The sequence below is a fragment of the Diaphorobacter sp. HDW4A genome (assembly GCF_011305995.1).
GTDB lineage: Bacteria > Pseudomonadota > Gammaproteobacteria > Burkholderiales > Burkholderiaceae_C > Diaphorobacter_A.
This window is the reverse complement of the sequence record NZ_CP049910.1, coordinates 4,069,573-4,094,159: the sequence shown is the minus strand read 5'-3', so window position 1 is coordinate 4,094,159 and position 24,587 is coordinate 4,069,573. Positions and strand designations below refer to the sequence as shown.

At 61.9% G+C, this 24,587-nt stretch carries 11 protein-coding genes; 5 read left to right on the top strand and 6 right to left on the bottom strand.

Features of this window, described 5'->3' with window-relative positions; genetic code table 11:
* Positions 1-20: 20 nt before the first annotated feature.
* Positions 21-1,385 (bottom strand): peptidoglycan DD-metalloendopeptidase family protein, encoded by a 1,365-nt coding sequence (locus tag G7047_RS18690; protein ID WP_371813804.1) that lies wholly within the window; start codon positions 1,383-1,385, stop codon positions 21-23.
* 202 nt (positions 1,386-1,587) lie between these two features.
* Here G7047_RS18690 and tyrS point away from each other — a divergent pair, with 202 nt between their 5' ends.
* Positions 1,588-2,820 carry a tyrosine--tRNA ligase gene (tyrS, locus tag G7047_RS18685; RefSeq protein ID WP_166308717.1) on the top strand — a complete coding sequence of 411 codons (1,233 nt, stop codon included), beginning with the start codon at positions 1,588-1,590 and terminating at the stop codon, positions 2,818-2,820.
* A gap of 17 nt (positions 2,821-2,837) precedes the next feature.
* Here the strand turns inward: tyrS and G7047_RS18680 are convergent, their stop codons facing one another.
* Positions 2,838-3,272, bottom strand: coding sequence for a bacteriohemerythrin (locus G7047_RS18680; RefSeq protein ID WP_166308714.1), 435 nt, complete (start codon positions 3,270-3,272; stop codon positions 2,838-2,840).
* A 190-nt stretch (positions 3,273-3,462) separates the two neighbouring features.
* The gene (locus tag G7047_RS18675; RefSeq protein ID WP_166312147.1) at positions 3,463-4,497 is read right to left on the bottom strand and encodes a LysR substrate-binding domain-containing protein; all 1,035 of its coding nucleotides are present in this window, start codon (positions 4,495-4,497) and stop codon (positions 3,463-3,465) included.
* A gap of 131 nt (positions 4,498-4,628) precedes the next feature.
* On the opposite strand from G7047_RS18675, the gene G7047_RS18670 reads away from it, so the two are divergent.
* Together G7047_RS18670 and glmU are read left to right on the top strand one after the other, a co-directional pair.
* Positions 4,629-4,973: a DUF2917 domain-containing protein gene (locus G7047_RS18670; protein ID WP_166308711.1), complete on the top strand. Its 345-nt coding sequence runs from the start codon at positions 4,629-4,631 to the stop codon at positions 4,971-4,973.
* A gap of 60 nt (positions 4,974-5,033) precedes the next feature.
* Positions 5,034-6,461 carry a bifunctional UDP-N-acetylglucosamine diphosphorylase/glucosamine-1-phosphate N-acetyltransferase GlmU gene (gene glmU, locus G7047_RS18665; RefSeq protein ID WP_166308708.1) on the top strand — a complete coding sequence of 476 codons (1,428 nt, stop codon included), beginning with the start codon at positions 5,034-5,036 and terminating at the stop codon, positions 6,459-6,461.
* Between the two features lie 625 nt (positions 6,462-7,086).
* Here glmU and G7047_RS18660 read toward each other — a convergent pair.
* The 3 genes from G7047_RS18660 to G7047_RS18650 form a co-directional block, all read right to left on the bottom strand.
* Positions 7,087-7,413: a chaperone modulator CbpM gene (locus G7047_RS18660; RefSeq protein WP_166308705.1), complete on the bottom strand. Its 327-nt coding sequence runs from the start codon at positions 7,411-7,413 to the stop codon at positions 7,087-7,089.
* A 28-nt stretch (positions 7,414-7,441) separates the two neighbouring features.
* The gene (locus G7047_RS18655) at positions 7,442-8,437 is read right to left on the bottom strand and encodes a DnaJ C-terminal domain-containing protein (protein ID WP_166308702.1); all 996 of its coding nucleotides are present in this window, start codon (positions 8,435-8,437) and stop codon (positions 7,442-7,444) included.
* Positions 8,438-8,572: 135 nt separating this feature from the next.
* Positions 8,573-9,064, bottom strand: coding sequence for an Lrp/AsnC family transcriptional regulator (locus tag G7047_RS18650; RefSeq protein WP_166308699.1), 492 nt, complete (start codon positions 9,062-9,064; stop codon positions 8,573-8,575).
* A 178-nt stretch (positions 9,065-9,242) separates the two neighbouring features.
* Here G7047_RS18650 and glmS point away from each other — a divergent pair, with 178 nt between their 5' ends.
* Together glmS and G7047_RS18640 are read left to right on the top strand one after the other, a co-directional pair.
* Positions 9,243-11,153: a glutamine--fructose-6-phosphate transaminase (isomerizing) gene (glmS, locus tag G7047_RS18645; protein ID WP_166308696.1), complete on the top strand. Its 1,911-nt coding sequence runs from the start codon at positions 9,243-9,245 to the stop codon at positions 11,151-11,153.
* 1,457 nt (positions 11,154-12,610) lie between these two features.
* The gene (locus tag G7047_RS18640; protein WP_166308693.1) at positions 12,611-24,535 is read left to right on the top strand and encodes an Ig-like domain-containing protein; all 11,925 of its coding nucleotides are present in this window, start codon (positions 12,611-12,613) and stop codon (positions 24,533-24,535) included.
* The last annotated feature ends 52 nt before the right edge of the window (positions 24,536-24,587 follow it).

Genomic DNA, 24,587 nt, shown 5'->3' with positions numbered 1-24,587 from the left:
GACAGGGGCTGGGTGTGGAGTCAGTCGGCGCGGGCCGTCATCTGCAAGGCTGCCGAGGACAGCTGGATGCGCATGTTCTCTGCCAGGCGGTCGAACGCGGGGCGCGATGCCTTGGAGATCGGACGTGACGCGTCACTCGCGAGGGCGTTGGCCATCGGGTCGCGCTGCTCGCCGTTCACGCGCAGTTCGTAGTGCAGGTGCGGACCCGTGGCCCAGCCGGTGGAGCCCACGGCGCCGATCTTCTGGCCCTGCTCGACCGACTGGCCTTGCTTGACGTCTATCGCGCTCAGGTGGGCGTAGACCGTCTCCTGATTGCCGGAGTGCTTGATGTAGATGACGTTGCCGTAGCCGTTCTGGACACCGGCGAAGGTGACGACGCCGTCGCTCACCGTGCGCACGGTGGTGCCGGTGGGGGCAGCCAGATCGGTGCCGTTGTGGGCGCGCCAGGTCTTGAGGATCGGGTGCAGGCGCATCGAGAAGGCGCTGCTGATGCGGGTGAACTCGACGGGCGACGTCAGGAACGCACGCTGCATGCTGTCTCCGTTGAGCGTGTAGTACGCGCCCTTGGAGCGGCCCGCTTCCTGGAACCAGACAGCGTCGTAGGTCTTACCGTTGTTGCGGAACTCTGCACTCAGCACGCGACCGGAGCGCAGCGGCTCGCCGTCGGCTTCCAGCGTTTCGTAGACGACCGAGAAGCGGTCATCCTTGCGCAGAGAGCGGTGAAAGTCGATGTTGCTGGAGAAGACATCGGCAAGCTGCACGGCCACCGCGTCGGGAATGTTCGATGCATCGGTCGCCGCGAAGAGCGAATTGCGGATGAGGCCACCGGCGAAGCGACTGCCCACGGTCAGAGGAGCGGTCTCGATATTGGAGGAGAACTTGCCGTCCCCGGTGTTCTTGACCACGAGGCGCTTGAAATTGCCGCTCTCGTCAGGCGCCCAGCGCGCCGTCAGTAAGGTGAGGCGGTGATCGTCGGTGGTTTCGGCCGTGACCGAGCGACCGGCGCGACCCAACAGGTTCTGGCGCACCAGATCATTGGTGCGCAGGAAGGCGGCAGCTGCCGGATCGGCCACGCCCATGCGCTGCAGCAGGCTTTCGGCGCTGTCGCTGCTGCGGGTCGTATCAGATCGATAGAGTGAGTAGCTTGGAATGTCCACCAGCGCCGACAGCGGCTGGTCTTCAGCCAGCGAAGTCGCCGAGTGGGTGATGGTGCGGATCGGCAGATCGGATGCGTCCGGCCCCAGATTGGCCACGGCAAAGGCACCGCCGCCGCCGGTCAGCAGAACGGCAGCCACGGCTGCCGCAATTCGCTTGGGATGATTCTGGGCTAATAGGACAAGGCGTTCGGCCAATGCCGTGAACGCGGTATTTAAACCTTGCTTCAAAAGTCGTACCCCTGAGCTTTGGCGCATATCCGGGCGCAAACCAGCTGAAAGACAGGGGAATGCAGGGGGATATCGCAGTATTCTGGTGCGCAGTTACAAGGAAGTGGGCACCTGTCATATGACGAGCCTACTAGAATCCTTCACCGCATCGAAGTGCAGAAGTATAACGACCATGTCTGACCAGACACCCATAAAAACCCTTATGAATCATTCAGCTGTTACATCACACCCGGTCACTGACGGTGTCAGACAGGCGCTCGAAATCACTCTGCGCGGCGTTGAAGAACTCCTGCCGAAAGAGGACTGGATCCAGAAGCTCGCACGCTCCGAAGCGACCGGCAAGCCACTGCGCATCAAGCTTGGCCTGGACCCCACGGCGCCCGATATTCATATCGGCCATACGGTGGTCTTGAACAAGATGCGGCAGCTCCAGGATCTGGGCCACACCGTCATCTTTCTGATCGGCGACTTCACTACGCTGATTGGTGACCCATCCGGGCGCAACACCACCCGTCCGCCATTGACTGCCGAGCAGATCAAGCTGAACGCCGAAACCTACCGCGATCAGGCCTACAAAGTGCTCGACCCGAGCAAGACCGAGCTGCGTTACAACAGCGAATGGTGCGACCAGCTCGGCGCGCGCGGCATGATCCAGCTGTCGGCCAAGTACACCGTGGCCCGCATGATGGAGCGCAATGACTTTCACCAGCGCTTCACCGACGGCAGTTCGATCAGCTTGCATGAATTCCTCTACCCACTGTTGCAGGGCTATGACTCGGTGGCGCTGAAGTCCGATCTGGAACTCGGCGGCACGGATCAGAAATTCAATCTGCTAATGGGTCGCCATCTTCAGGCGGAGTATGGGCAAGAGTCGCAGTGTGTGCTCACCATGCCGCTGCTCGTGGGGCTGGATGGCGAGAACAAGATGTCCAAGTCCAAGAACAACTACATCGGCATCACCGAGGACGCCAACACCATGTTCGCCAAGGTGCTGTCAATCTCGGACGACCTGATGTGGGACTGGTACACGCTGCTGTCCTTCATGAGCCTGTCGGAAATCGCCGCGCTCAAGCTCGAGATCGAGGGCGGTCGCAATCCCAAGGACGCCAAGGTGCTGCTGGCCAAGGAAATCACCGCGCGCTTCCACAGCGGTGCAGCGGCCGAGGCAGCTGAGCAGGACTTCATCAACCGCTCCAAGGGCGGTATTCCCGACGACATTCCAGAAGTGCAGCTTTCGGGCGCGCCGCTGGGCATCGGTGCTCTGCTCAAACAGGCCAATCTGGCCCCATCGAGCAGCGAAGCCAACCGCCTGATCGACGGCGGCGGCGTGCGCATCGATGGCACGGTGGTCAGCGACAAGGGCTTGAAGGTCGAGGCCGGCACCTTCGTGCTGCAGGTCGGCAAGCGCAAGTTTGCCAGAGTGACATTGGCTTGAGCGTTGCGCTCCCCGGTTCAGCCGGGGACTGATTCGGCGGCTGCTTCGCTTGCAAGCGCCGCGCTCATGAATGGCAGGTAGGCCCGATCCACCACGCAGATGTGGTGGGTCAGCCAGTCTTTGAGGACTTCCAGCGTTTCCTGCCCCACGGTGTCACCATCTTCGAAGCGGGTCAGCAGATCCATGATCTTGCCAGTGAACCCGCTGTGCTCGGCCTCATGTGCATCTACCTGAGCGTAACCATATTTGTGGAACAGAACCTCTTCCATGATGAAGTGGTTGTGCGTGTAATCCACCAATGATTCGAGAATCTGCCCGATGACGGCGCAGCGTGGGCTGGCACCGTGGATTTCATCATGTAACGCATTGGCCAGATCCACCAGGACGCGGTGCTGCGTATCAATCTCGGCGATGCCAAGTTCCAGTTGCTCGCTCCAAGGCATCAGTGTCATCGGCTTCCTCCAAATTACGATGGGAAAAGAAAGCAGGATGCCAGCAAGTTTTAAAAATTGTGTGTATGTGTTACGAGGTATTTCGACCAAGTTTGATGCCGACTTGACTTGCCGCAAACATATCAATTGATATGAATCACGAGCGGGAGCGGGAACGGTTGGTGGCAACCCATTTGATCAGAGTTTGGGTTCAGGAAATGTCGTCTAACAAATCGCTGTCGGGCACTTCTCTGATCGCCTCCCGCGTGGCCTTGGCCTGGAACTGAAGCCAGGCACAGAACGCCTGCACTTCGGGTCGGTGGGCGCTACGGGGACCAATGATCAGCCAGTACGCCAGCGGCGAGTCGAGCCGGTGGCCCGGCAGCACTTCCACGAGATCGCCCGTGGCCAGAGCGTCCGCCACCAGTGGCATGCGGGCGAGCGCGAGGCCCTGACCGGCGAGGGTGGACTGTACGATCTGCTGCGCGTAGTTGAAATACAGCCAGCGAGCGGGCTGCAGTCGGGAGACGCCATAGACCTCGAACCAGCGCCGCCAGGTGATCCACTCGAAATAGGGCAGGCGGTGCGCGTCGCCCGCTTCGATGAGCGTGAAGCGCGCCACGTCGGTGGGCGTGCGAATGGCCTCCATGCTCTTGAGCAGCCACGGGCTGGCCACCACACAGAGCTGTTCACCGAACAGTCGCTGCGCACCTGCAGGCTGTGATCCGGGAACGCTGGAACGCAGGGCGAGGTCAACGTCGGAGGTATCCAGATCGACGAGGTTGTCGCTCGCATCGATGCGGATGTCGATGTCGGGATAGTTGCGCTGGAAATCTTCGAGCCGGGGAATCAGCCACATCGAGGCAAAGCTCGCCCAAGTGGTGATCGCCACATTCTTGCGGCCAGCGCTCTGGCGAACCATGCGCACGGCGGCGTCCAGACGCTCCAGTGCCGGAGTCAGCGTCTGGAAAAGTTGGCCGCCTGCGGTGGTCAGCTCGACGGCGCGGGTGTGGCGCAGGAACAGCGGAACGCCGACTTCCTCTTCCAGCGCCTGGATTTGTCTGCTGACGGCCGATTGGGTAAGCGCCAGCTCATCCGCCGCCGCGCGGAAATTCAAGTGGCGCGCCACGGCCAGAAACGCACGCCAGTTGCCCACCGATACAGGCCTTGTGCGCAGATGCGCAATCGGTGGCGGGGTGGGTGGCAGCGAGGGGGTGTTCGTCGGGGCTGGTTTGCTCGGCTTCATCGTCACGGGGTGGTTTGATTGATGCGAATTGTGCATCTATCGAAGGGTTTCATTTCATTGGACGATGGAAAGCACCGCGAGTCAAATACTCAGCATATCCAACGATTTGCAATATGCAGAAGGAGTCGGAAGTGACCACCATTCATGTTCTCAATGCGCAACAATTCACGCATCAACCCTCTCCGCCATCCCAGACCGTCGAGCGTGTGGATTTCTTTCGGATGAACACGCTGCGCGTGGGCAATGCAGTGAGCCTGCGCAGCCGCGAGCCAATGCGGCTCAGATTGCTGGCGTGCAGCGGCCAGGCGTGGGTCACGCAAACGGTGTCGGACAACGCGCAGGCCGAAGACCTGTTTCTCTTCGCAGGGCAGTTGCTCGATGTCGCGCCCGGTCAACACCTGGTATTGGAGCCTGCAGGCGAGCAGGCGGTGCGCTATCAGTGGGAGCGCCGAGCGGCGGAAGTCACGAACGGCTGATGCGCTGATAATCAAACTTTTGCTCTTCTGGCGAGCCGCCGACTCGCATCCAACACACACATGACAGCGCAACTCGACATCATCATCATGGCCGCAGGCAAGGGCACGCGCATGAAAAGCCGCACTCCCAAGGTTCTGCAACGTCTGGCGGGCAGGCCGCTGCTGCAGCATGTGGTGGCGCAGGCGCAAAGCCTCGCGCCACGCCGCGTGGTGGTGGTGACGGGGCATGGCGCCGATCAGGTCGAGGCTGCATGCGCGGCGTTCCAGCTGCCACTTGCGACGACCATGGACATGCAGTTCGTGCGCCAGGAACCGCAGCTCGGCACCGGCCACGCCGTGCAACAGGCGGTTCCCAAGCTGCAGGACGATGATGGCGTGGTCGTCGTGCTTTCCGGCGACGTACCGCTCACGCTGGCGCAGACCGTGGCCGATCTGGTCGCGGCATCCGGTGGTGACAAGCTCGCGCTGCTCTCGGTGCGCGTGCCAGACCCGACCGGCTACGGCCGCATCGTGCGCGACGCGAATGGCGTGGTTCAGCGCATCGTCGAGCACAAGGATGCGAGCGACGCGCAGCGCGCGATCAACGAGATCTACAGCGGCATCATGGCCGCACCTGCGAAGCACTTGAAGCAGTGGCTCGCGCACCTCGATAACAACAACGCGCAGAAAGAGTTCTACCTGACCGACGTGGTTGCGATGGCAGTGGCCGATGGCGTGCCGGTGATCGGCCACTGCATTGACGATCCGCTGCAGGTCGAGGGTGTGAACAGTCCCATGCAACTCGCGGCGCTCGAGCGCGCGCACCAACTGCGTCAGGCCGCCAAGCTGATGGAGCAGGGCGTGCGTCTGGCCGACCCCGCGAGGTTCGATCTGCGCGACGATGCGCGCGGCGTGCTCGCCCAACTGAATTGTTCGACCGATGTGGACATCGACGTGGGCTGCATCTTCACGGGTGCGGTCGAAATCGGCGAAGGCGCGCGCATCGGCGCGTACTGTCATATCAGCAACGTGACGATCGCGGCGAGCGCGGTGATTCATCCGTTCACCCACATCGATGGCGAAAAGGCCGGTGTTTCGGTCGGCGAAGGTGCATTGATCGGGCCCTTTGCGCGGTTGCGCCCGGGGGCTCAACTGGGCCGCGAGGTGCACATCGGCAATTTCGTGGAGGTGAAGAACTCCACGTTGGCGGATGGTGCCAAGGCCAATCATCTGGCTTATCTTGGAGATGCAACTGTTGGCGAGCGGGTGAACTACGGGGCGGGGAGCATTACCGCCAACTACGATGGGGTGAACAAGCATCGCACTGTGATTGAGGCGGATGTTCACATCGGGAGCAATTGTGTGTTGGTGGCGCCTGTGACCATTGGTGCTGGGGGCACTGTTGGCGGGGGGTCTACTATTACCAAGAGTACTGTGCCTGGGGCGCTGAGCGTGGCTCGGGGGAAGCAGGTCAGTATTGCTGACTGGAAGCGGCCTTCTAAGAAGTAGTTTTTTACTTCTTATAGGCTTTTGTGCTTTGGTTGAGGGCGAAGGCCGGGACTGCCCCCGGCGGGGCAATCACTTTTTGCTTGTGCGCAAAAAGTAATCAAAAACGCACTTTGAATTCGGGGTCACGCGGCAGAACTCACTTCGCGACTGCGTCGCTCCGTTCGGGCAACCGCCGCGAGCTAGAGGCTAACTAAGAGGAACTTGCGGCACGTCGCTGCGCTCGTGCCGGGGCGTTTGTGGAGTTGGGTTGAGGCGCAAATGCCCACTGCACTTTTTTGCGAGGGTGATCTCGCGGGGATTGGCTAGTCGCACAACACCGGCGCACCCACATCTCGCGAAGTCGCGAGATGTGCGGCACGAGCGAAGCGACGTGCCGAACACACCTTCTATGAAAATTCTGACTCGCGGCGGTTGTCCGAGCGGCGCGCGAAGCGCAAAGCGAGTTCTGCTGCGGGTATTAAAAACGTATTTTTGGTGACTTTTTGGGCAAGACCCAAAAGTTACTCCGCCGCCGGGCGGAACTCCCGGCCTCCGCCCTCAACCCCCCAGCAGAAAGAAAAAACAGAATACCGACCCCACCTCCCCCGCGGTGGGCGAGTCGGGGAGAGCGTGACCGCAGGACTGATCACCGCGCTTTCAGCGCCGCCTCCATCTGCCGCATCCGCAGCCGGAGCTCCGCCACTTCCTCCATCAGATCAGTAGTGAGCGCGGCCAGTTGAGGATCGGCATCGAACGTCGATTCGAGCCTGGCGATGCGGCGCGCACGAATCACAGTGGTGCTGGTGAAGCGCCAGGTGCCTGCAGCCTCCTGCCCCTGCAGCAGGCCTTCCGAGACGCGTTCGGTCACCCAGTCTGGCGCTTTGGCGCAGGCGCGGGCGAGGTCTTCTAGGCTCAAGGAGTGGTCATCAAGCAGCTCGCCAAGGGCGCGTGGGGTGTCGTGTGGGTTGGGCATGTGAAGTGTCCTTCTTCTTGCTTGCGCGTCACTGGCCGCTGCGTGGGTTGAACTGCGGGAAGGCCTTGGCCAACTGGCTGTAGGCGGCGCGCTGGTCATCGGTGCTGGCTTGCGGCAGTACAACATGCAGTTCCAGGTACAGGTCACCGGGCGTGGCCGAGGGCAGGCCGCGTTCTTTCAGGCGCAGCTTGCGGCCGGGTTTGGAGTGGGCGGGGACGTTGACCTCGACCGTGCTGCCGCTGGGTGTCGTCACCTCGATGGGGCCGCCGAGTTCGGCTTCCCAGGGGGCGATGTTGACCAATTGGTAGACGTCGCGATCCTGAGCGCGCCAGCGTGCGTCGGGCTTGAACTGCACTTCCAGGAACAGGTCGCCGTTCGGGGCTCCGCCATAGCCGGGGCTGCCTTGACCGGGCAGGCGGATCAGTTGGCCTTCGCGCACGCCCTTGGGGATGGTGACCTGCAGTTGACGCTCTTCATTGACCAAGTGGCCGCTGTCGTCGAGCTTGGCCCCGCGCAGCGTGAGCATGCGTTCCGCACCGGTGTAGGAGTCCTGCAGACCGAGTTCGATCTTGGCGTGGTGGTCTTCGCCGCGCTGCGATGGCGGCGGACCGCCTCGAAACTGAGAGGCACCCGCGCTTCCGCTGCCATTACCACCGCCTCGTTGGGCGCGTGCGGTGCGACCGAACATCTGTTCGAAGAAGTCGCTGAAGGCGGCGTTGTCCATGCCGTCGCCGTCGTGCGAACCAGTGAATTCGTAACCTGCGTCCCAGTTTGGTGGCGCGCGGAAATCCTGTCCTTGGCGGTAGGCGCTTTCCTTGCCGAGGTTGTCGTAGGCAGCGCGCTTTTCGGGATCGGACAGCACGGTGTTGGCCTCGTTGACTTCGGCCATGCGCGCCGAGGCGTCAGCTTCCTTGCTGACGTCCGGGTGGTATTTGCGGGCGAGCTTTCGGTAGGCTTTCTTGATCTCGTCCGCGGAGGCGTTCTTGTCGACGCCGAGGATCTTGTAGTAGTCCTTGAATTCCATGCATCACGCTCCTGGGCCGGCGCTCGTGGGTATGGCCGACGTTTATGGATCTGTATTTGTGAATAGTAGGCGAATGCCAAGAGCCGAGAGAATCCGGCGGGCATTGCTTGGGTTCCAGATGGTGACAAACTGCATCTATTCAAGCCGGATCGGTACGCGGGTGTCGAACTTGGCGCGGTGCGTGGCGAAGAAGGCCTTGACGTTGCGCACGTTGGCGTCGTGCGTGAAAAGCCGCTGAGCGAGCGCGTGGTAGGTGGGCATGTCGTGTACGTGGACCACCAGAATGAAGTCCGGCCCGGGCGACACGCGCCAGCATTGCTGCACCTGCTCGTCGCAGATTGCACGCGCCTCGAATGCGCTCAGGAACTCCGCGCCCTGCTGGTCCAGCGTGATCTCGACGATGGCGGTGAGTCCGTGTCCTTGCAGCTCGGCAAGCCGGTCGGGCTGCAGCAGCGCCACCTGTTTCTCGATCAGTCCCAGCTCGTGCAAGCGACGCACGCGACGCAGGCAGGTGGGTGGCGAAACATGGACGCGCTCAGCCAGCATTTGATTGCTGACGGACGCGTCTTTCTGCAGCCAATCGAGCAACTGCCTATCAATGGCGTCAATGGTGTTATTTAATTCCATGTTTATTAATAATTTGGAATTCAATTTCTCTGTGTATTTGTTGCGAAATATTATTCCAAAATCAATAAAAAATGAATCTGATATTTCGAAATTCCCTGCGTACCATCCCGGTCACTCGTGAACACACGACCCCCATCGTCAAGTGCAGGGCTGAGCCTTTGCCAAGGAGCTTTCATCTATGTGCGGCATCGTCGGCGCGGTTTCTCACCGCAATATCGTTCCCATCCTCGTTCAGGGCCTGCAGCGCCTTGAATATCGCGGTTATGACTCCTGCGGCGTTGCCGTGCACGAGGCCAGCATGGGCAATGAGCCCACGGGCGGGCTGCATCGCGCCCGCAGCACGGCGCGCGTCGCCGAATTGCAGGCACAGGTGGATGCCGAACATCTGCAAGGTGCCACCGGCATCGCCCATACCCGCTGGGCGACGCACGGCGCCCCGGCGGTGCACAACGCCCATCCGCATTTCAGCCACGGCCCCAATGCGGCGCCCGCAGATACTGAACGCGCGGGTCGCGTGGCGCTGGTGCACAACGGCATCATCGAAAATTATGTTGAACTGCGCAAGATGCTGCAGGCGCGCGGCTATGTGTTCTCCAGCCAGACCGATACGGAAGTCATCGCGCATCTGGTCGACAGCCTGTATGACGGCGACCTGTTCGACGCGGTGAAGGCGACCGTCGCGCAACTACATGGCGCGTTTGCCATTGCCGTCATGCACAAGGATGAGCCGCATCGCGTGGTCGGCGCGCGGGCAGGCTCGCCTCTGGTGCTGGGCGCGGGTCAAGGCGAGAACTTTCTCGCGAGCGACGCCATGGCGCTGGCAGGTGTGACCGATCAGATCGTCTATCTGAAGGAAGGCGATCTGGTGGATCTGCAACCCGGCCGTTACTGGATTGTTGATCACAACGGCCAGCGCATGACCGATGCGGAGCGCCCGGTGCGCACGGTGCATGCCCACAGCGGAGCGGCGGAACTCGGCCCGTATCGCCATTACATGCAAAAGGAGATCTTCGAGCAGCCGCGCGCGATTGCTGACACACTGGAAGGTGTGCAAGGCATCGTGCCCGAACTCTTCGACGGCCTCGATGCTGACGGCAGCACCCGCACCGCCGCGTGGCGTGTATTCAAGGAAATTGACTCCGTTCTGATCCTCGCCTGCGGCACCAGTTACTACAGTGGCTGCTCCGCCAAATACTGGGTCGAAGCCATCGCCAAGATTCCGTGCAACGTCGAAGTCGCGAGCGAATACCGTTACCGCACCAGCGTGCCCAATCCGAAGACGCTGGTTGTCACCATCAGCCAGTCGGGCGAAACTGCAGATACGCTGGCCGCGTTACGTCATGCGCAGAGTCTGGGCATGATGCACACGCTCACTGTTTGCAATGTCGCCACCAGCGCGATGGTGCGAGAGTGCGAACTCTCCTACATCACGCGCGCGGGCATCGAGATCGGAGTGGCTTCCACAAAGGCCTTCACCACCCAACTGGCCGGTCTTTTCCTGTTGACGCTCGCGCTCGCGCAGGCCAAGGGCCGCTTGAGCGAAGAGCAGGAAGCCAAGTACCTCACGTCGATGCGTCATCTGCCGGTTGCCCTGCAGTCAGTGCTCGCACTCGAGCCGCAAGTCATCAGTTGGGCCGAAGACTTTGCGAAGATGGAAAACGCCTTGTTTCTCGGCCGCGGTATCCACTATCCAATAGCTCTGGAAGGCGCGCTCAAGCTCAAGGAAATCAGCTACATCCACGCCGAGGCGTATCCCGCTGGCGAACTCAAGCACGGCCCGCTCGCCCTGGTCACCAGCAGCATGCCTGTGGTCACGGTGGCGCCACATGACGAGTTGCTCGAAAAGCTCAAGAGCAATATGCAGGAAGTTCGTGCGCGGGGCGGTGTGCTCTATGTTCTGGCAGACGGTGACTCGCAGATCGAAAGCGAAGAGGGCATCCACGTCATTCGCATGCCCGAGCACTATGGCGCTTTAAGTCCCATCCTGCACGTGGTGCCACTGCAACTGCTGGCCTATCACACGGCAGTAGCGCGCGGTACCGATGTGGACAAGCCACGCAACCTGGCCAAATCCGTGACGGTGGAGTGATCCGCTGTGCGTTCCGCAGGCACCTTGAAATGGGGGCTGCGGGCGTTCCGCGTTAAGGCGCTTTCAGCGCCTTGCAAAAAAATGGCCCGCCAGCGCAGACTGTTGCGGCCTGAAACAGGAATCGTCTCAGAGGGTGGACGTTTCTTTGTCCCAAGCGTTTCCTCCTCCTCCTGCACCTGTCTCCAATAGAACCGCTGCGGCATGCAGCCTGATTGCGGGCTGTGCTTCCTGAGTCCCAGCGTCCATCTCTACCCGATCTATGGATTTTGAGATAGATCGGACGTCAGGTCGTCTGCTGTCGGCGCGGAGATCACTGCCTCTTTGTCTCTCAAATGCATCAGTCACCGATTTATTTTGAATCGCAAGCCATTGCGGTCATTTGATTGCACTTGTTTATTTCCAGTATCTTGGTATTTGATGGTGATGACCTTTGTCGGTATGAATTGCTTTGGCATTATTTCAGTATTGTGAAATTAAGCGCATTAAAGCTCACAAATTCAATCGAATAATCTCTTTTTTGCACTGTTGCTTTTGATATTTCTTGGGGAAAAATGTTCTCGATTTGAAATCGAGGTCGTCACCCGTTCGAAAACGTTTGCTGGGATAGCTATTGATGAATCATGAGCATGCTTGTCATGTGGATTTGAGCGTCGATCTCAATGCTGGGATTCTAAGGTCACTATTTATTTTGATTCTGTGATTTGAATACATCGAGGCTGAAGATGTGCTTTGCGAATGATGAGGCAGGTTTGGGTGCGATTTGAATTGAGTCGTTGTTAGCGCTTCTCTCATGCAGAGAAAAATATGGGTGCTGTGATTATGCATGTGCTTGAGCGAATTCGCAAATTTCTCTCGAAAACAGGCATAACTAGCTGCTTGCTTGTATTCGAGGAGCATGTTTTAAGAATTGTGTCGGGCATGAATTCAGGTCAATGAATCTAGTTGGAAAATGATTTAATCCGCTTCATGGTTGAGGGGTAATGAATGGATACATTTTCCATGTTGTTAATCAATCATTTGCATTGATTTTCTCGAATGCGGAGGAAAGATTGGAGAGGTGCATGGCGTTCAGCTTTAGAAGCAGGTGGTTAATTCTGAAATCTTTCCTTTCATAGATGTAAGTGGACTATTTGTTAACTGTGATCAATGGCTTAGGAAGTCTGTTAACCAAATGCATGGATGCCATTGGCTTGGGTTTTTGTTTGAGATTTGTCAAGTGTTTTGGCCGTCTGCTAGGTAATCTGCGGCCCTTCGCGTATTCGCGCTGGGGAATATTTGAAATTAACCCCGGTTTGATTTTTTGATTCTTAATTTTCTTCTCAAAAATCCATCGGTTTTATTAATTGATTGAGCAAGCGGACCCATCTGGGGCGCTGTCCTTGATTTTCCAAGTTTGTCGTCAGGACCGTGGTGTCCGGCGAGATTGCCAGTTTTTAATTTTTTAAAGTGAGCTTTTTATGTCGTCTTCTGCAGGTCACGTAGACATTGTTGTTGTCTCCAAGAAGTCCGCAGTGTCCAAGTACAACATGCCGGCCGAATTCCGTCTGTCGGATGCCTCCGTGGTTCAAGTCGCTGCCACGCGCGCGGATGTCAAGGAAATGATCCGCGCCGGCAACGATCTGATCATCAAGCTGCACAGCGGTGAGGTCATCACGGTGCATGACTTCTTTGCCCAACTCGACGGCGGCCAGAGCAATCTGGTGCTGGAGGACGATCAGGAAGGCCTGTGGCTCGCCTCGTTCGGCGAGGGTGAAGGCGCGCTCGGTTACAGCTACTCGAATCTCTATTCGATCGAGCCGCTGCTTGCAGAGGCGGATAATGCGGCCGTTCCACTGGTGCTGACCTGGGCGGCCGGTATGGCCGCGCTGCTGGCCGTGGGCTCCAGCATGGGCGGCTCCGACTCTTCGCCTCAGCCCGTCAAACTTCCAACGCCCGTCCTTGATGCGGTGAACGGCAAGGACCCCATCACAGGAGTGGCCACTGCAGGCTCGACCGTGACAGTGACCTTCCCCGACGGCACAACGGCGACGACGACAGCTGGTGCGGACGGTAAGTTCTCGGTTCCCAACCCCGGCCTGAAAGATGGTGACACCATCTCGGTCGTCGCGACGGACTCTTCCAACGGCGTGAGCGATCCTGCCATGGCGACTGTGGACGCGATTGCGCCGGACACCCCGACCGTGGACCATGTCAACGGGCATGATCCGATCACCGGCCACGCCGAACCCGGCTCGACCGTGAAGGTGACCTTCCCCGACGGCACGACGGCCACTGCGCTGGTTGGCGAAGACGGCACGTTCTCGGTGGCCAATCCCGGTCTCGGCGACGGCGACAAGGTCACCGTGACCGCCACCGACGCGGCTGGCAACACCAGCGGCGAAGCCACCGCAACGGTCGACGCCGTCGCACCGCTCGCACCGACCGTGGACCCCGCCAACGCGAAGGATCCCCTCACCGGCACCGCGGAGCCCGGTTCGACCGTTACCGTGAAATTCCCCGACGGCTCGACGACGACTGTGACCGCCGGCCCGGACGGCAGCTTTGAAGTGCCCAACCCCGGCGGCCTCGACAACGGCGACAAGGTCACCGTGACCGCCACCGATCCTTCCGGCAACACCAGCGGCGAAGCCAGCGTGACCATCGATGCGATTGCGCCCAACGTTCCCACTGTGAACACCGTTACTCCGGACGAGCCGATCACCGGCAAGGCAGAGCCAGGCTCGACCGTGACCGTGGAATTCCCCGATGGCTCGACCGCGACCGTGACCACGGGCAAGGACGGCAACTTCACCGTGCCCAACCCCGGCGGCCTTGAAGACGGCGAAAAGGTCACCGTCACCGCCACTGACCCTTCCGGTAACACCAGCGGTGAAGCCACCGCGACAGTTGACGGCGGCACCACAGAACAGCCACCCGTCGACACCACCGCACCGGCCGTGCCCGACGTCGATCTGGTGAACGGCACCGACCCCATCACCGGCACCGCAGAGCCAGGCTCGACCGTGACGGTGACCTATCCCGATGGTTCGAAGGACTCCGTGACCGCAGGTCCGGATGGCAGCTTCACCATCCCCAATCCGGGCGATCTCACCGACGGCGACAAGATCACCGTCACCGCCACCGACCCGTCGGGCAACGTCAGCGGCGAAGCCACCGCCACTGTGGATGCCGTAGCGCCTCCCGCACCAACGGTCGACCCCGTCGGCACGACCGACCCGATTACTGGCGAGGCCGAACCTGGCTCGACCGTGACGGTGACCTTCCCAGATGGCACGACAGAATCCGTCGTGGCCGGTCCGGATGGCAGCTTTGAAGTACCTAACCCCGGCGGCCTCACCGATGGCGAAGAGATCCTCGTGACTGCTACCGACCCCGCAGGCAACACCAGCGGCGAAACCACGGTGAACGTGGATGGCGTGGCTCCAACAGCTCCGACCGTCGACCCTGTTGGCACGACCGACCCGATCACCGGCGAAGCCGAACCCGGCTCGACCGTGACCGTGACCTTCCCCGACGGTTCGACAGAAACGGTTGTTGCTGGTCCGGACGGCAGCTTTGAAGTGCCGAATCCTGGTGGCTTGACGGACGGTGAAGAAATCACCGTGACTGCAACCGACCCAGCAGGCAACACCAGCGGTGAAACGACCGTGAACGTGGATGGCATCGCTCCAACGGCTCCGACTGTGGACCCCGTGGGCACGACCGACCCGATCACTGGTGAAGCTGAACCCGGCACCACGGTGACCGTGACCTTCCCCGATGGCACGACAGAATCCGTCGTGGCCGGCCCAGATGGCAGTTTTGAAGTACCCAACCCCGGCAATCTGACGGACGGCGAAACCATCACCGTGACCGCGACCGATCCTGCTGGCAATGTCAGCGGCGAGACGAACGCAACCGTGGATGGCGTGGCGCCAAGTGTGCCGACCATTGACGAAGTGACGACGACCGCACCGATCACCGGCGAAGCCGAACCGGGCTCGACCGTGAACGTGACCTTCCCTGATGGCACGACGGAATCTGTCGTCGCCGGTCCGGACGGCAGCTTTGAAGTGCCGAACCCCGGCGGCCTCAATGCCGGTGACATCATCATCGTGACGGCCACCGACCCAGCAGGAAACACCAGCGACGAGGCCAACGCGAGCGTGAGCGGTGTGGACGTCACCGCGCCGCTGCCCCCCACGATTGATGAAGTGGGCGCAACAGCTCCAATCACCGGCGAGGCCGAACCCGGTTCGACCGTGACCGTGACCTATCCTGACGGTACGACCGACTCCGTGATCGCCGGTACCGACGGCAGCTTCGAGATCCCGAATCCGGGCAACCTCACGGACGGCGACGTCATCACCGTGACGGCCACTGACGCCGCTAATAACACCAGCGACGAAGCCACCGCGACTGTGGACGGCATCGCTCCAACAGCTCCAACCGTGGACCCTGTCGGCACGACCGACCCGATCACCGGCGAGGCCGAAGCAGGCTCGACCGTGACCGTGACTTATCCCGACGGCACGACGGATTCCGTCGTGGCAGGTCCGGATGGCGGCTTCGAGTTGCCGAACCCGGGCAATCTCACGGACGGCGACATCGTCACCGTGACGGCGACCGATTCCGCAGGCAACATCAGCGGCGAAACGGACGCGACCGTCGACGGCATCGCGCCGACATCGCCGACGGTCGACCCTGTTGGCACGACCGATCCGATCACCGGCGAGGCCGAAGCGGGTTCGACCGTCACCGTGACCTATCCTGACGGCACGACGGACTCCGTCATCGCCGGTCCGGATGGCAGCTTTGAGGTGCCGAACCCCGGCAACCTCACCGATGGCGATACCGTCACCGTGACCGCCACCGATCCTGCTGGCAACATCAGCGGCGAAACGGACGCGACCGTCGACGGCGTGGCTCCCACGCTGACGATCACCGACAACGTCGCAGGCGTGGTCGGCCAGAACGGTGTCGTCACCTTCACTTTCACATTCAGTGAGGACGTCGAAGGATTCGACGCCAGCGATATCGCCTTCAGCGGCGGCGAAGCGGGTCAGTTCACGCAAGTCTCGCCGGGCGTCTACACGCTCGAGATCACACCGTTTGATGGCGATGCGGGCACGATCACAGTGAGCGTGCCAACAGGTGCAGCACATGATCTGGCGGGCAACCTCACCGCAGCGGCCAGCGCATCGCAGGCGTCCGACACTGTCCCCCCGGTCGACGGCAGCCTGACAGCCCTGGTACTGAACGACAACGTCGGCGCAGACCAGACCGCCATCGAAGCGGGCGAGAGCACGGACGACAGCACACCGACCTACACCGGCACAGCCGCCGTCGACGTGGCAGTGGTCGAGCTGCTGGACAACGGCGTGGTGATCGGCAGCGCCACGGTGAACCCGGACGGCACGTTCAGCGTGTCGCCAGATGCACCGATCACGGGTGCGGACCACAGCTTCACGCTGCGTCCGGTCGATGCAGCGGGCAACGCAGGCACGGAGACTGGCGAGATCGCCTTCGTGTTCGACGGTGCAGCACCCGCAGCACCTTCGATCACCGACGTGTCGGCCAACGACACGGGCGTGCTGGAGAACATCCAGAAGGACGCGCTCACCAGCGACAACACGCCGGTGATCAGCGGCACGGGCACGGTGGGCACCACGGTGACGGTGTATGACGGCGCAACGGCCGTTGGCAGCGTCGTGGTCGATGCCAACGGCAACTGGAGCGTGGAAGTCAGCGCTCTGGGCGAAGGCGACCACAGCCTCACGGCCACCAGCACCAACGCCGCAGGCGTGCAGAGCGCAGCCACCGGCGCCTACGACATCGTCGTGGACACCCTGGCGCCTGCCACCCCGGCAGCACCGGTCGCCACCGACAACGTGAACACGGAAGGCGTGATCGCAGAAGGCGGCACCACCGACGACGCCACCCCGACGCTCAGCGGCACGGGTGAGGAAGGCGAGGTCATCACCGTGCTGGACAACGGCGCAGTGCTCGGCACGGCCACCGTGCAGCCGGACGGCACCTGGAGCTTCACCCCCGCACCGGCACTGGGCGAGGGCGAACACAGCCTCACGACGACCGTCACCGACGAAGCGGGCAACACCAGCGAAGAGAGCCCTGCGCTCACCTTCACGGTGGACACCAGCGCGCTGGAGCTCACCATCGACAGCGTGACGGACGACGTGGAAGGCACCGTGGGCGCCATTGCCGACGGCGGCACCACCAACGACAACACACCGACCTTCGCAGGCAAGGCCAACGCAGGTGCAACGGTGGAGATCTACGAAGGCACGACCCTCGTGGCGAGCGCCGTGGCGGATGCCGCAGGCACCTGGAGCGTGGCCCTGCCAGCGCAAGCGGACGGCAGCCACACCTACACGGCCAGCAGCACCAACGCGGCCAACGCCACGATCACGGCCAGCTTCACGCTGGAAGTGGACACGGCAGCTTCGGGCGTGCCGAGCATCGGCAAGGCCGTGGACGACGTGGGCCAGCCGCAGGGCGATCTTGCCAGCGGCGACGTCACCGACGACACCACCCCGACATTGAGTGGCACGGGCACGGCGGGCGACACCGTCAACGTCTACGTGGACGGCGACCTGGTGGGCAGCGCGACCGTGGGCACGGACGGCACCTGGGAGTACACGACACCGGCGCTCACCACGGACGGCGAACACGAGTTCACCACCACCAGCGTGGACGCAGCAGGCAACGAAAGCGAGCCGGGCGCACCGTTCACCGTGGAGCTGGACACCACGGCACCGGACATGACGAACGTCGGGCTCACCGTGAATCCGGTGGCGGCAGACAACATCGTGAACGCAGCCGAAGCGGCAGCGGCCACGGTGGCCGTGACCGGCATCCTCACCGGCGTGCCAGCGGACGTGACCGCAACGACCGTGCAGGTGGTGGTGAACGGCACGACCTACACGGCCACCGTGACAGGCAACACCTGGAGCGCCAACATCGCCGGATCAGATCTGGCAGCGGACGCGGACCAGACCCTGCAAGTGACCGCAACCCTTGCGGACGCCGCCGGCAACGAAGGCACCAAGACGGTGGACCAGACTTACACTGTGGACACCACGGCGCCGGTCGACGGCAGCCTGACGGGCCTGGTGCTGAACGACAACGTGGGTGCAGACCAGACCGCCATCGAAGCGGGCGAGAGCACGGACGACAGCACACCGACCTACACCGGCACAGCCGCCGCCGACGTGGCAGTGGTCGAGCTGCTGGACAACGGCGTGGTGATCGGCAGCGCCACGGTGAACCCGGACGGCACGTTCAGCGTGTCGCCAGATGCACCGATCACGGGTGCGGACCACAGCTTCACGCTGCGTCCGGTCGATGCAGCGGGCAACGCAGGCACGGAGACTGGCGAGATCGCCTTCGTGTTCGACGGTGCAGCACCCGCAGCACCTTCGATCACCGACGTGTCGGCCAACGACACGGGCGTGCTGGAGAACATCCAGAAGGACGCGCTCACCAGCGACAACACGCCGGTGATCAGCGGCACGGGCACGGTGGGCACCACGGTGACGGTGTATGACGGCGCAACGGCCGTTGGCAGCGTCGTGGTCGATGCCAACGGCAACTGGAGCGTGGAAGTCAGCGCTCTGGGCGAAGGCGACCACAGCCTCACGGCCACCAGCACCAACGCCGCAGGCGTGCAGAGCGCAGCCACCGGCGCCTACGACATCGTCGTGGACACCCTGGCGCCTGCCACCCCGGCAGCACCGGTCGCCACCGACAACGTGAACACGGAAGGCGTGATCGCAGAAGGCGGCACCACCGACGACGCCACCCCGACGCTCAGCGGCACGGGTGAGGAAGGCGAGGTCATCACCGTGCTGGACAACGGCGCAGTGCTCGGCACGGCCACCGTGCAGCCGGACGGCACCTGGAGCTTCACCCCCGCACCGGCACTGGGCGAGGGCGAACACAGCCTCACGACGACCGTCACCGACGAAGCGGGCAACACCAGCGAAGAGAGCCCTGCGCTCACCTTCACGGTGGACACCAGCGCGCTGGAGCTCACCATCGACAGCGTGACGGACGACGTGGAAGGCACCGTGGGCGCCATTGCCGACGGCGGCACCACCAACGACAACACACCGACCTTCGCAGGCAAGGCCAACGCAGGTGCAACGGTGGAGATCTACGAAGGCACGACCCTCGTGGCGAGCGCCGTGGCGGATGCCGCAGGCACCTGGAGCGTGGCCCTGCCAGCGCAAGCGGACGGCAGCCACACCTACACGGCCAGCAGCACCAACGCGGCCAACGCCACGATCACGGCCAGCTTCACGCTGGAAGTGGACACGGCAGCTTCGGGCGTGCCGAGCATCGGCAAGGCCGTGGACGACGTGGGCCAGCCGCAGGGCGATCTTGCCAGCGGCGACGTCACCGACGACACCACCCCGACATTGAGTGGCACGGGCACGGCGGGCGACATCGTCAACGTCTACGTGGACGGCGACCTGGTGGGCAGCGCGACCGTGGGCACGGACGGCACCTGGGAGTACACGACACCGGCGCTCACCACGGACGGCGAACACGAGTTCACCACCACCAGCGTGGACGCAGCAGGCAACGAAAGCGAGCCGGGCGCACCGTTCACCGTGGAGCTGGACACCACGGCACCGGACATGACGAACGTCGGGCTCACCGTGAATCCGGTGGCGGCAGACAACATCGTGAACGCAGCCGAAGCGGCAGCGGCCACGGTGGCCGTGACCGGCATCCTCACCGGCGTGCCAGCGGACGTGACCGCAACGACCGTGCAGGTGGTGGTGAACGGCACGACCTACACGGCCACCGTGACAGGCAACACCTGGAGCGCCAACATCGCCGGATCAGATCTGGCAGCGGACGCGGACCAGACCCTGCAAGTGACCGCAACCCTTGCGGACGCCGCCGGCAACGAAGGCACCAAGACGGTGGAGCAGACCTACACCGTGGACACCACGGCGCCTGTGGTGAGCAGCATGGGTCTAACGGTGAATGCCGTCACGGGCGACAACTTGGTGAACGCAGCGGAAGCCGCACAAGCCACGGTGGCCCTGACAGGTATGCTGACGAATGTGCCAGCGGATGCTACATCGACGTCGGTGGTGGTGAACGTGAACGGCAACGACTACGTCGCGACGGTGATGGGCAACGCCTGGAGCGTGAACGTGACAGGTGCAGACCTGAGCGCTGACACGCAGGTGGGCGTCGAAGCCACGGTGGTGGACGCCGCAGGCAATGAGGCTGTCAAGACGGCCTCGCAGACCTACACGGTCGACACGACAGCGCCTGTGGTGACGAGCATGGGCCTGACGGTGGATGCCGTCACGGGCGACAACGTGGTGAACGCAGCGGAAGCCGCACAAGCCACGGTGACCCTGACAGGTACGCTGACGAATGTGCCAGCGGATGCTACATCGACGTCGGTGGTGGTGAACGTCAACGGCAACGACTATGTCGCGACGGTGACGGGCAACACCTGGAGCGTGAACGTGACGGGGGCCAACCTGAGCGCAGACACGCAGGTGGACGTTGATGCCACGGTGGTAGACGCCGCAGGAAACGAGGCGGTGAAGACCGTGTCGCAGACCTACACAGTCGACACGACGGCTCCAGTGGTGACGAACGTCGGCCTGACGGTGGACGACGTGACGGCGGACAACAAACTGAGTGCGGCGGAATCCGTGCAAACGGCGGTGACGCTGACCGGCACGCTGACGAATCTGCCAGCGGATGCCGCATCGACAAGCGTGGTAGTGACGGTGAACAACGTCAACCACAACGCAACGGTCACAGGTACGACCTGGACGGTGGACGTGAGCGGCACCAACCTGAGCCTTGATGCGGATAAGACCGTGGTTGCTACAGCCACGGTCACTGATGCGGCAGGCAATGCGTCGAGCATCAGCGCGAACAAGGTCTACACCATGGGCGAGCCGATCATCATCGGCATGGGCTTGGATACGGAAGCGGCCATCGTCAGCTACACCGACAACGTCGGCAACGCGATGGGCGACTACGGTTCCGGAACGTCCACGGACGATCTGGCTCCTATGCTCAACGGTACGCTGAGCGCAGCGCTGGAGGCAGACGAGCATGTGGATGTCTTCCTGGACGGCGTCGCCATCGGCACGGCCACAGTGGATGCGACCGGACTGGGTTGGACCTACTCACTCAGCGGTCTGGCAAACGGCGGTTCGTACAACTACACGGCCCAGGTGGTCAACGAGGATCTGGAGGCGGGTGATCTTTCGAGCGCCTTCACCATCGGCGTGGACACGGTTGCGCCGGTGACGACGACGACCCTCCTCTACGCGGACAACGTGGGCGCAAGCCAGGGCGACTTCGGCACGGGCACCACGACGGACGACCGTACGCCGACATTGAAGGGCGTGTTGAGCACGGCGCTGGCTACCGGTGAAACGGTGGACATCTACGAAGGCACGACGAAGCTGGGGTCGGCAACGGTCAGCGGAACGGGCTGGACCTTCGACCTGCCTGCAGGCTTGGCGGACAACTCGTCGCACACCTACACCGCCAAGGTGGTGGATGGTGCAGGCAATGCGGGATCGAGCGCATCGCTTGCGATCAACGTGGACCTCACGGTGGTGGTGGAGTCGCAGAGCACACTGGACACCACACCGGTCGTCGCGGGCTACATTGGCTTCGAGATCCAGACGGGCGAGTATGTCGAGGTGGTCATCAACGGCGTCACCTACACATCGCAGACCGGCGATGTCGTGGTCGATCCGCTGAATAACACCTGGTACGTGCAGATTCCGAGCGCTAACGCGTTGGCTGTTGGAACCTACAACGTGGCGGCAACGCTGCGTGCGACGGATGGCAGTGCGATCACGACGGACAACACGAGCGGCGAGCTGGTGGTCGGCGCCACACCGGTGGTGACCATGGGTGCGGGCGGTGCCAACATCGACGAGAAGGCCACAGCTTTCACGATCAGTGAAACAGGCATGTGGCGTATCCATACCAATCAGACCATGCTGGATGCGAACGGTACGAGCAGCACGACTCTGGGTAGCTTCGCGAAGACGGACCTGGTGAGCAATTCGGATGCGCAGAACTCCGCGTACGAAGATGAAAACTACGTCCAGAACGCGACGTTCATCGACTACAACCGCGATGGTTTGATGGATCTGTTCGCAGTGGACAGTGAGTATGACGACGGTCAACAAGCGTTCACCTACAACGGCTCGACCTACACCGCGCTGCAGGTGGGAGCGCCCACAGCGGTCGGTGGTGACAAGGGGACGGACGCGACTGCCAACACCAACTCTTGGTATGGTGGCGTGGTGGGCTTTGACAAGACTGGTGACGGTCTGGTCGACATCGCCTACGGTGACCAGACGACCAACGATGCGGGAGCGAACGGAGGCTACGACTCGCAGATCGTTCTGAACGTCGATGGCACGATCCTCGGCATGACCAAGGACAGCGCCTATGTGGATGATGACAACGGTTCGCCAGCGCCTACGAACGAAGGCAATGCGACCGCCGACATGGATCTGTCGGGTGTCGATCTGAACAACGACGGTGCGGTAGATCTCATCTATCACGCAACGGATGGAACGTCGAAGATCGGTGGCGCCTCGTCCTCGGGACCGACATCGAACAACAACTTCCGTCTGGTGGTGGCGAAGAACCTCGGCGATGGCACATGGACCAACACGCAGATCATCAACGATGCCTTCCAGCGTGGTGACGTGAATCCGGACATCGGCAATGGCGTCGCGATGACTTGGGCCGACTACAACGGCGACGGCTACATGGATCTGTTCATGGGGCGCGCCTATGCGAGTTCCACGGCTAACAGCTACAAGAGCCAGATTCTGTTCAACGACGGAGCAGGCCACTTGATCTCAACCGCCACAACGGGCATTGGAAACACGACAGCGGCGGGGACCTATACGTTCACCGACAGCTTGCAAGGCGGTGCATCGTTGGCGGTGGACTGGAACAACGACGGCAAGATGGACGTGATTGAACTTCCGGGTATCGGCAACGATGGCGGCATGACAGCGGCTGGCAATACAGGCCCCATCAACCTGTACACCAACACGACGTCCGGCACGACCGTGTCGTTCACCACGACCAACCTGCTCGGTGGCTCCAACACCATCGGCTCTTGGTCAAGCACCAGCAACAACGATGCCGTGACGGGTGCGATTGCTGCGGACATCGACTGGGACGGTGACAAGGATCTGGTTGCGTTCACCACGCAAGGTCACACCAAGTACGTGGCCAACACGAACGCGGTGGCGGAAGGCACGGCATTGCATGTCCGGATCTTCGACAAGACAGGCATCAACTCCTACTACGGGAACACGGTGCAACTGGTCGACGAGGCGACAGGCGCGGTGGTGCAGACGCAGATGATCAATGCTCAGTCGGGCAATCAGACCAACGACAGTTCTGCTCTGGTGGACTTCACGGGTCTCGATGCGTCCAAGACCTACAGCGTGGTGATGCTGGGCAATGTGAACGGCGCGTCGACGGACTACGGTGGCGTTGCCACAGTGGGTTCGAACACGGTCGAGAACGTCAACTCGACCTGGGGCGGACTGTCGGCGGGCGAGGCGACAACGGCCTATGTGCTGACGGCGGAGCCGTCCAGCTCGGTTGCGAACGCGAACATCGGCAACGGCATCGTGGGAACGGGTTACAACGACACGTTCTTCGCGACGCAGGGTGTCGACAAGTTCTCGGGCGGCGGCGGTTCGGTGACGGTGTCGGGCGTGACCTCGTGGTCGGATACCGGCGGCCTGGATGTGGTCGACTACGAGTTGGCCGGCAACTCGCCGCTGACCATCGACCTGTCGGTGACCACGGCGCAGTCCTCCGGCTTCGGCTCCGACACGTTCGTGAACATCGAGGGTCTGCTGGGTGCCTCGGGTGCGGATACCTTCACCGACAGTGCTGCGGACAACCTGTTCGAAGGCCGAGGTGGCAACGACACTTTCAACCTGACGAAGGGTGGCAACGATACGCTGCTGTACACGCTGCTCACTGCGAGCAACGCGACAGGTGGCAACGGCGCCGACACGGTGAATGGCTTCAAGGTTGGCACCTGGGAAGCGACCGCAAATGCGGACCGCATCGATGTGAGCGAGCTGCTGGTGGGCTACACCCCGACGGTGAACGGCGAATTCGCGGCGAAGTACATCAACGGCGTGGCCACGATCAACGCGGGTGACAACATCGCGCAGTACCTGTCGGTGACCGCGTCGGGCGGAAACACCGTAGTCAGCATCGACCGCGATGGTTCTGGCTCGGCATATGCGTCGACTACGCTGGCGACGCTGACGGGTGTGGAAACCGATCTGGCGACATTGCTGGCGAACCATCAGATATCGCTGATTTGATGAGAAGGCAGGGGACATGCGGACGAGTCTGGCAGTCCTCTCCCCTCCAATT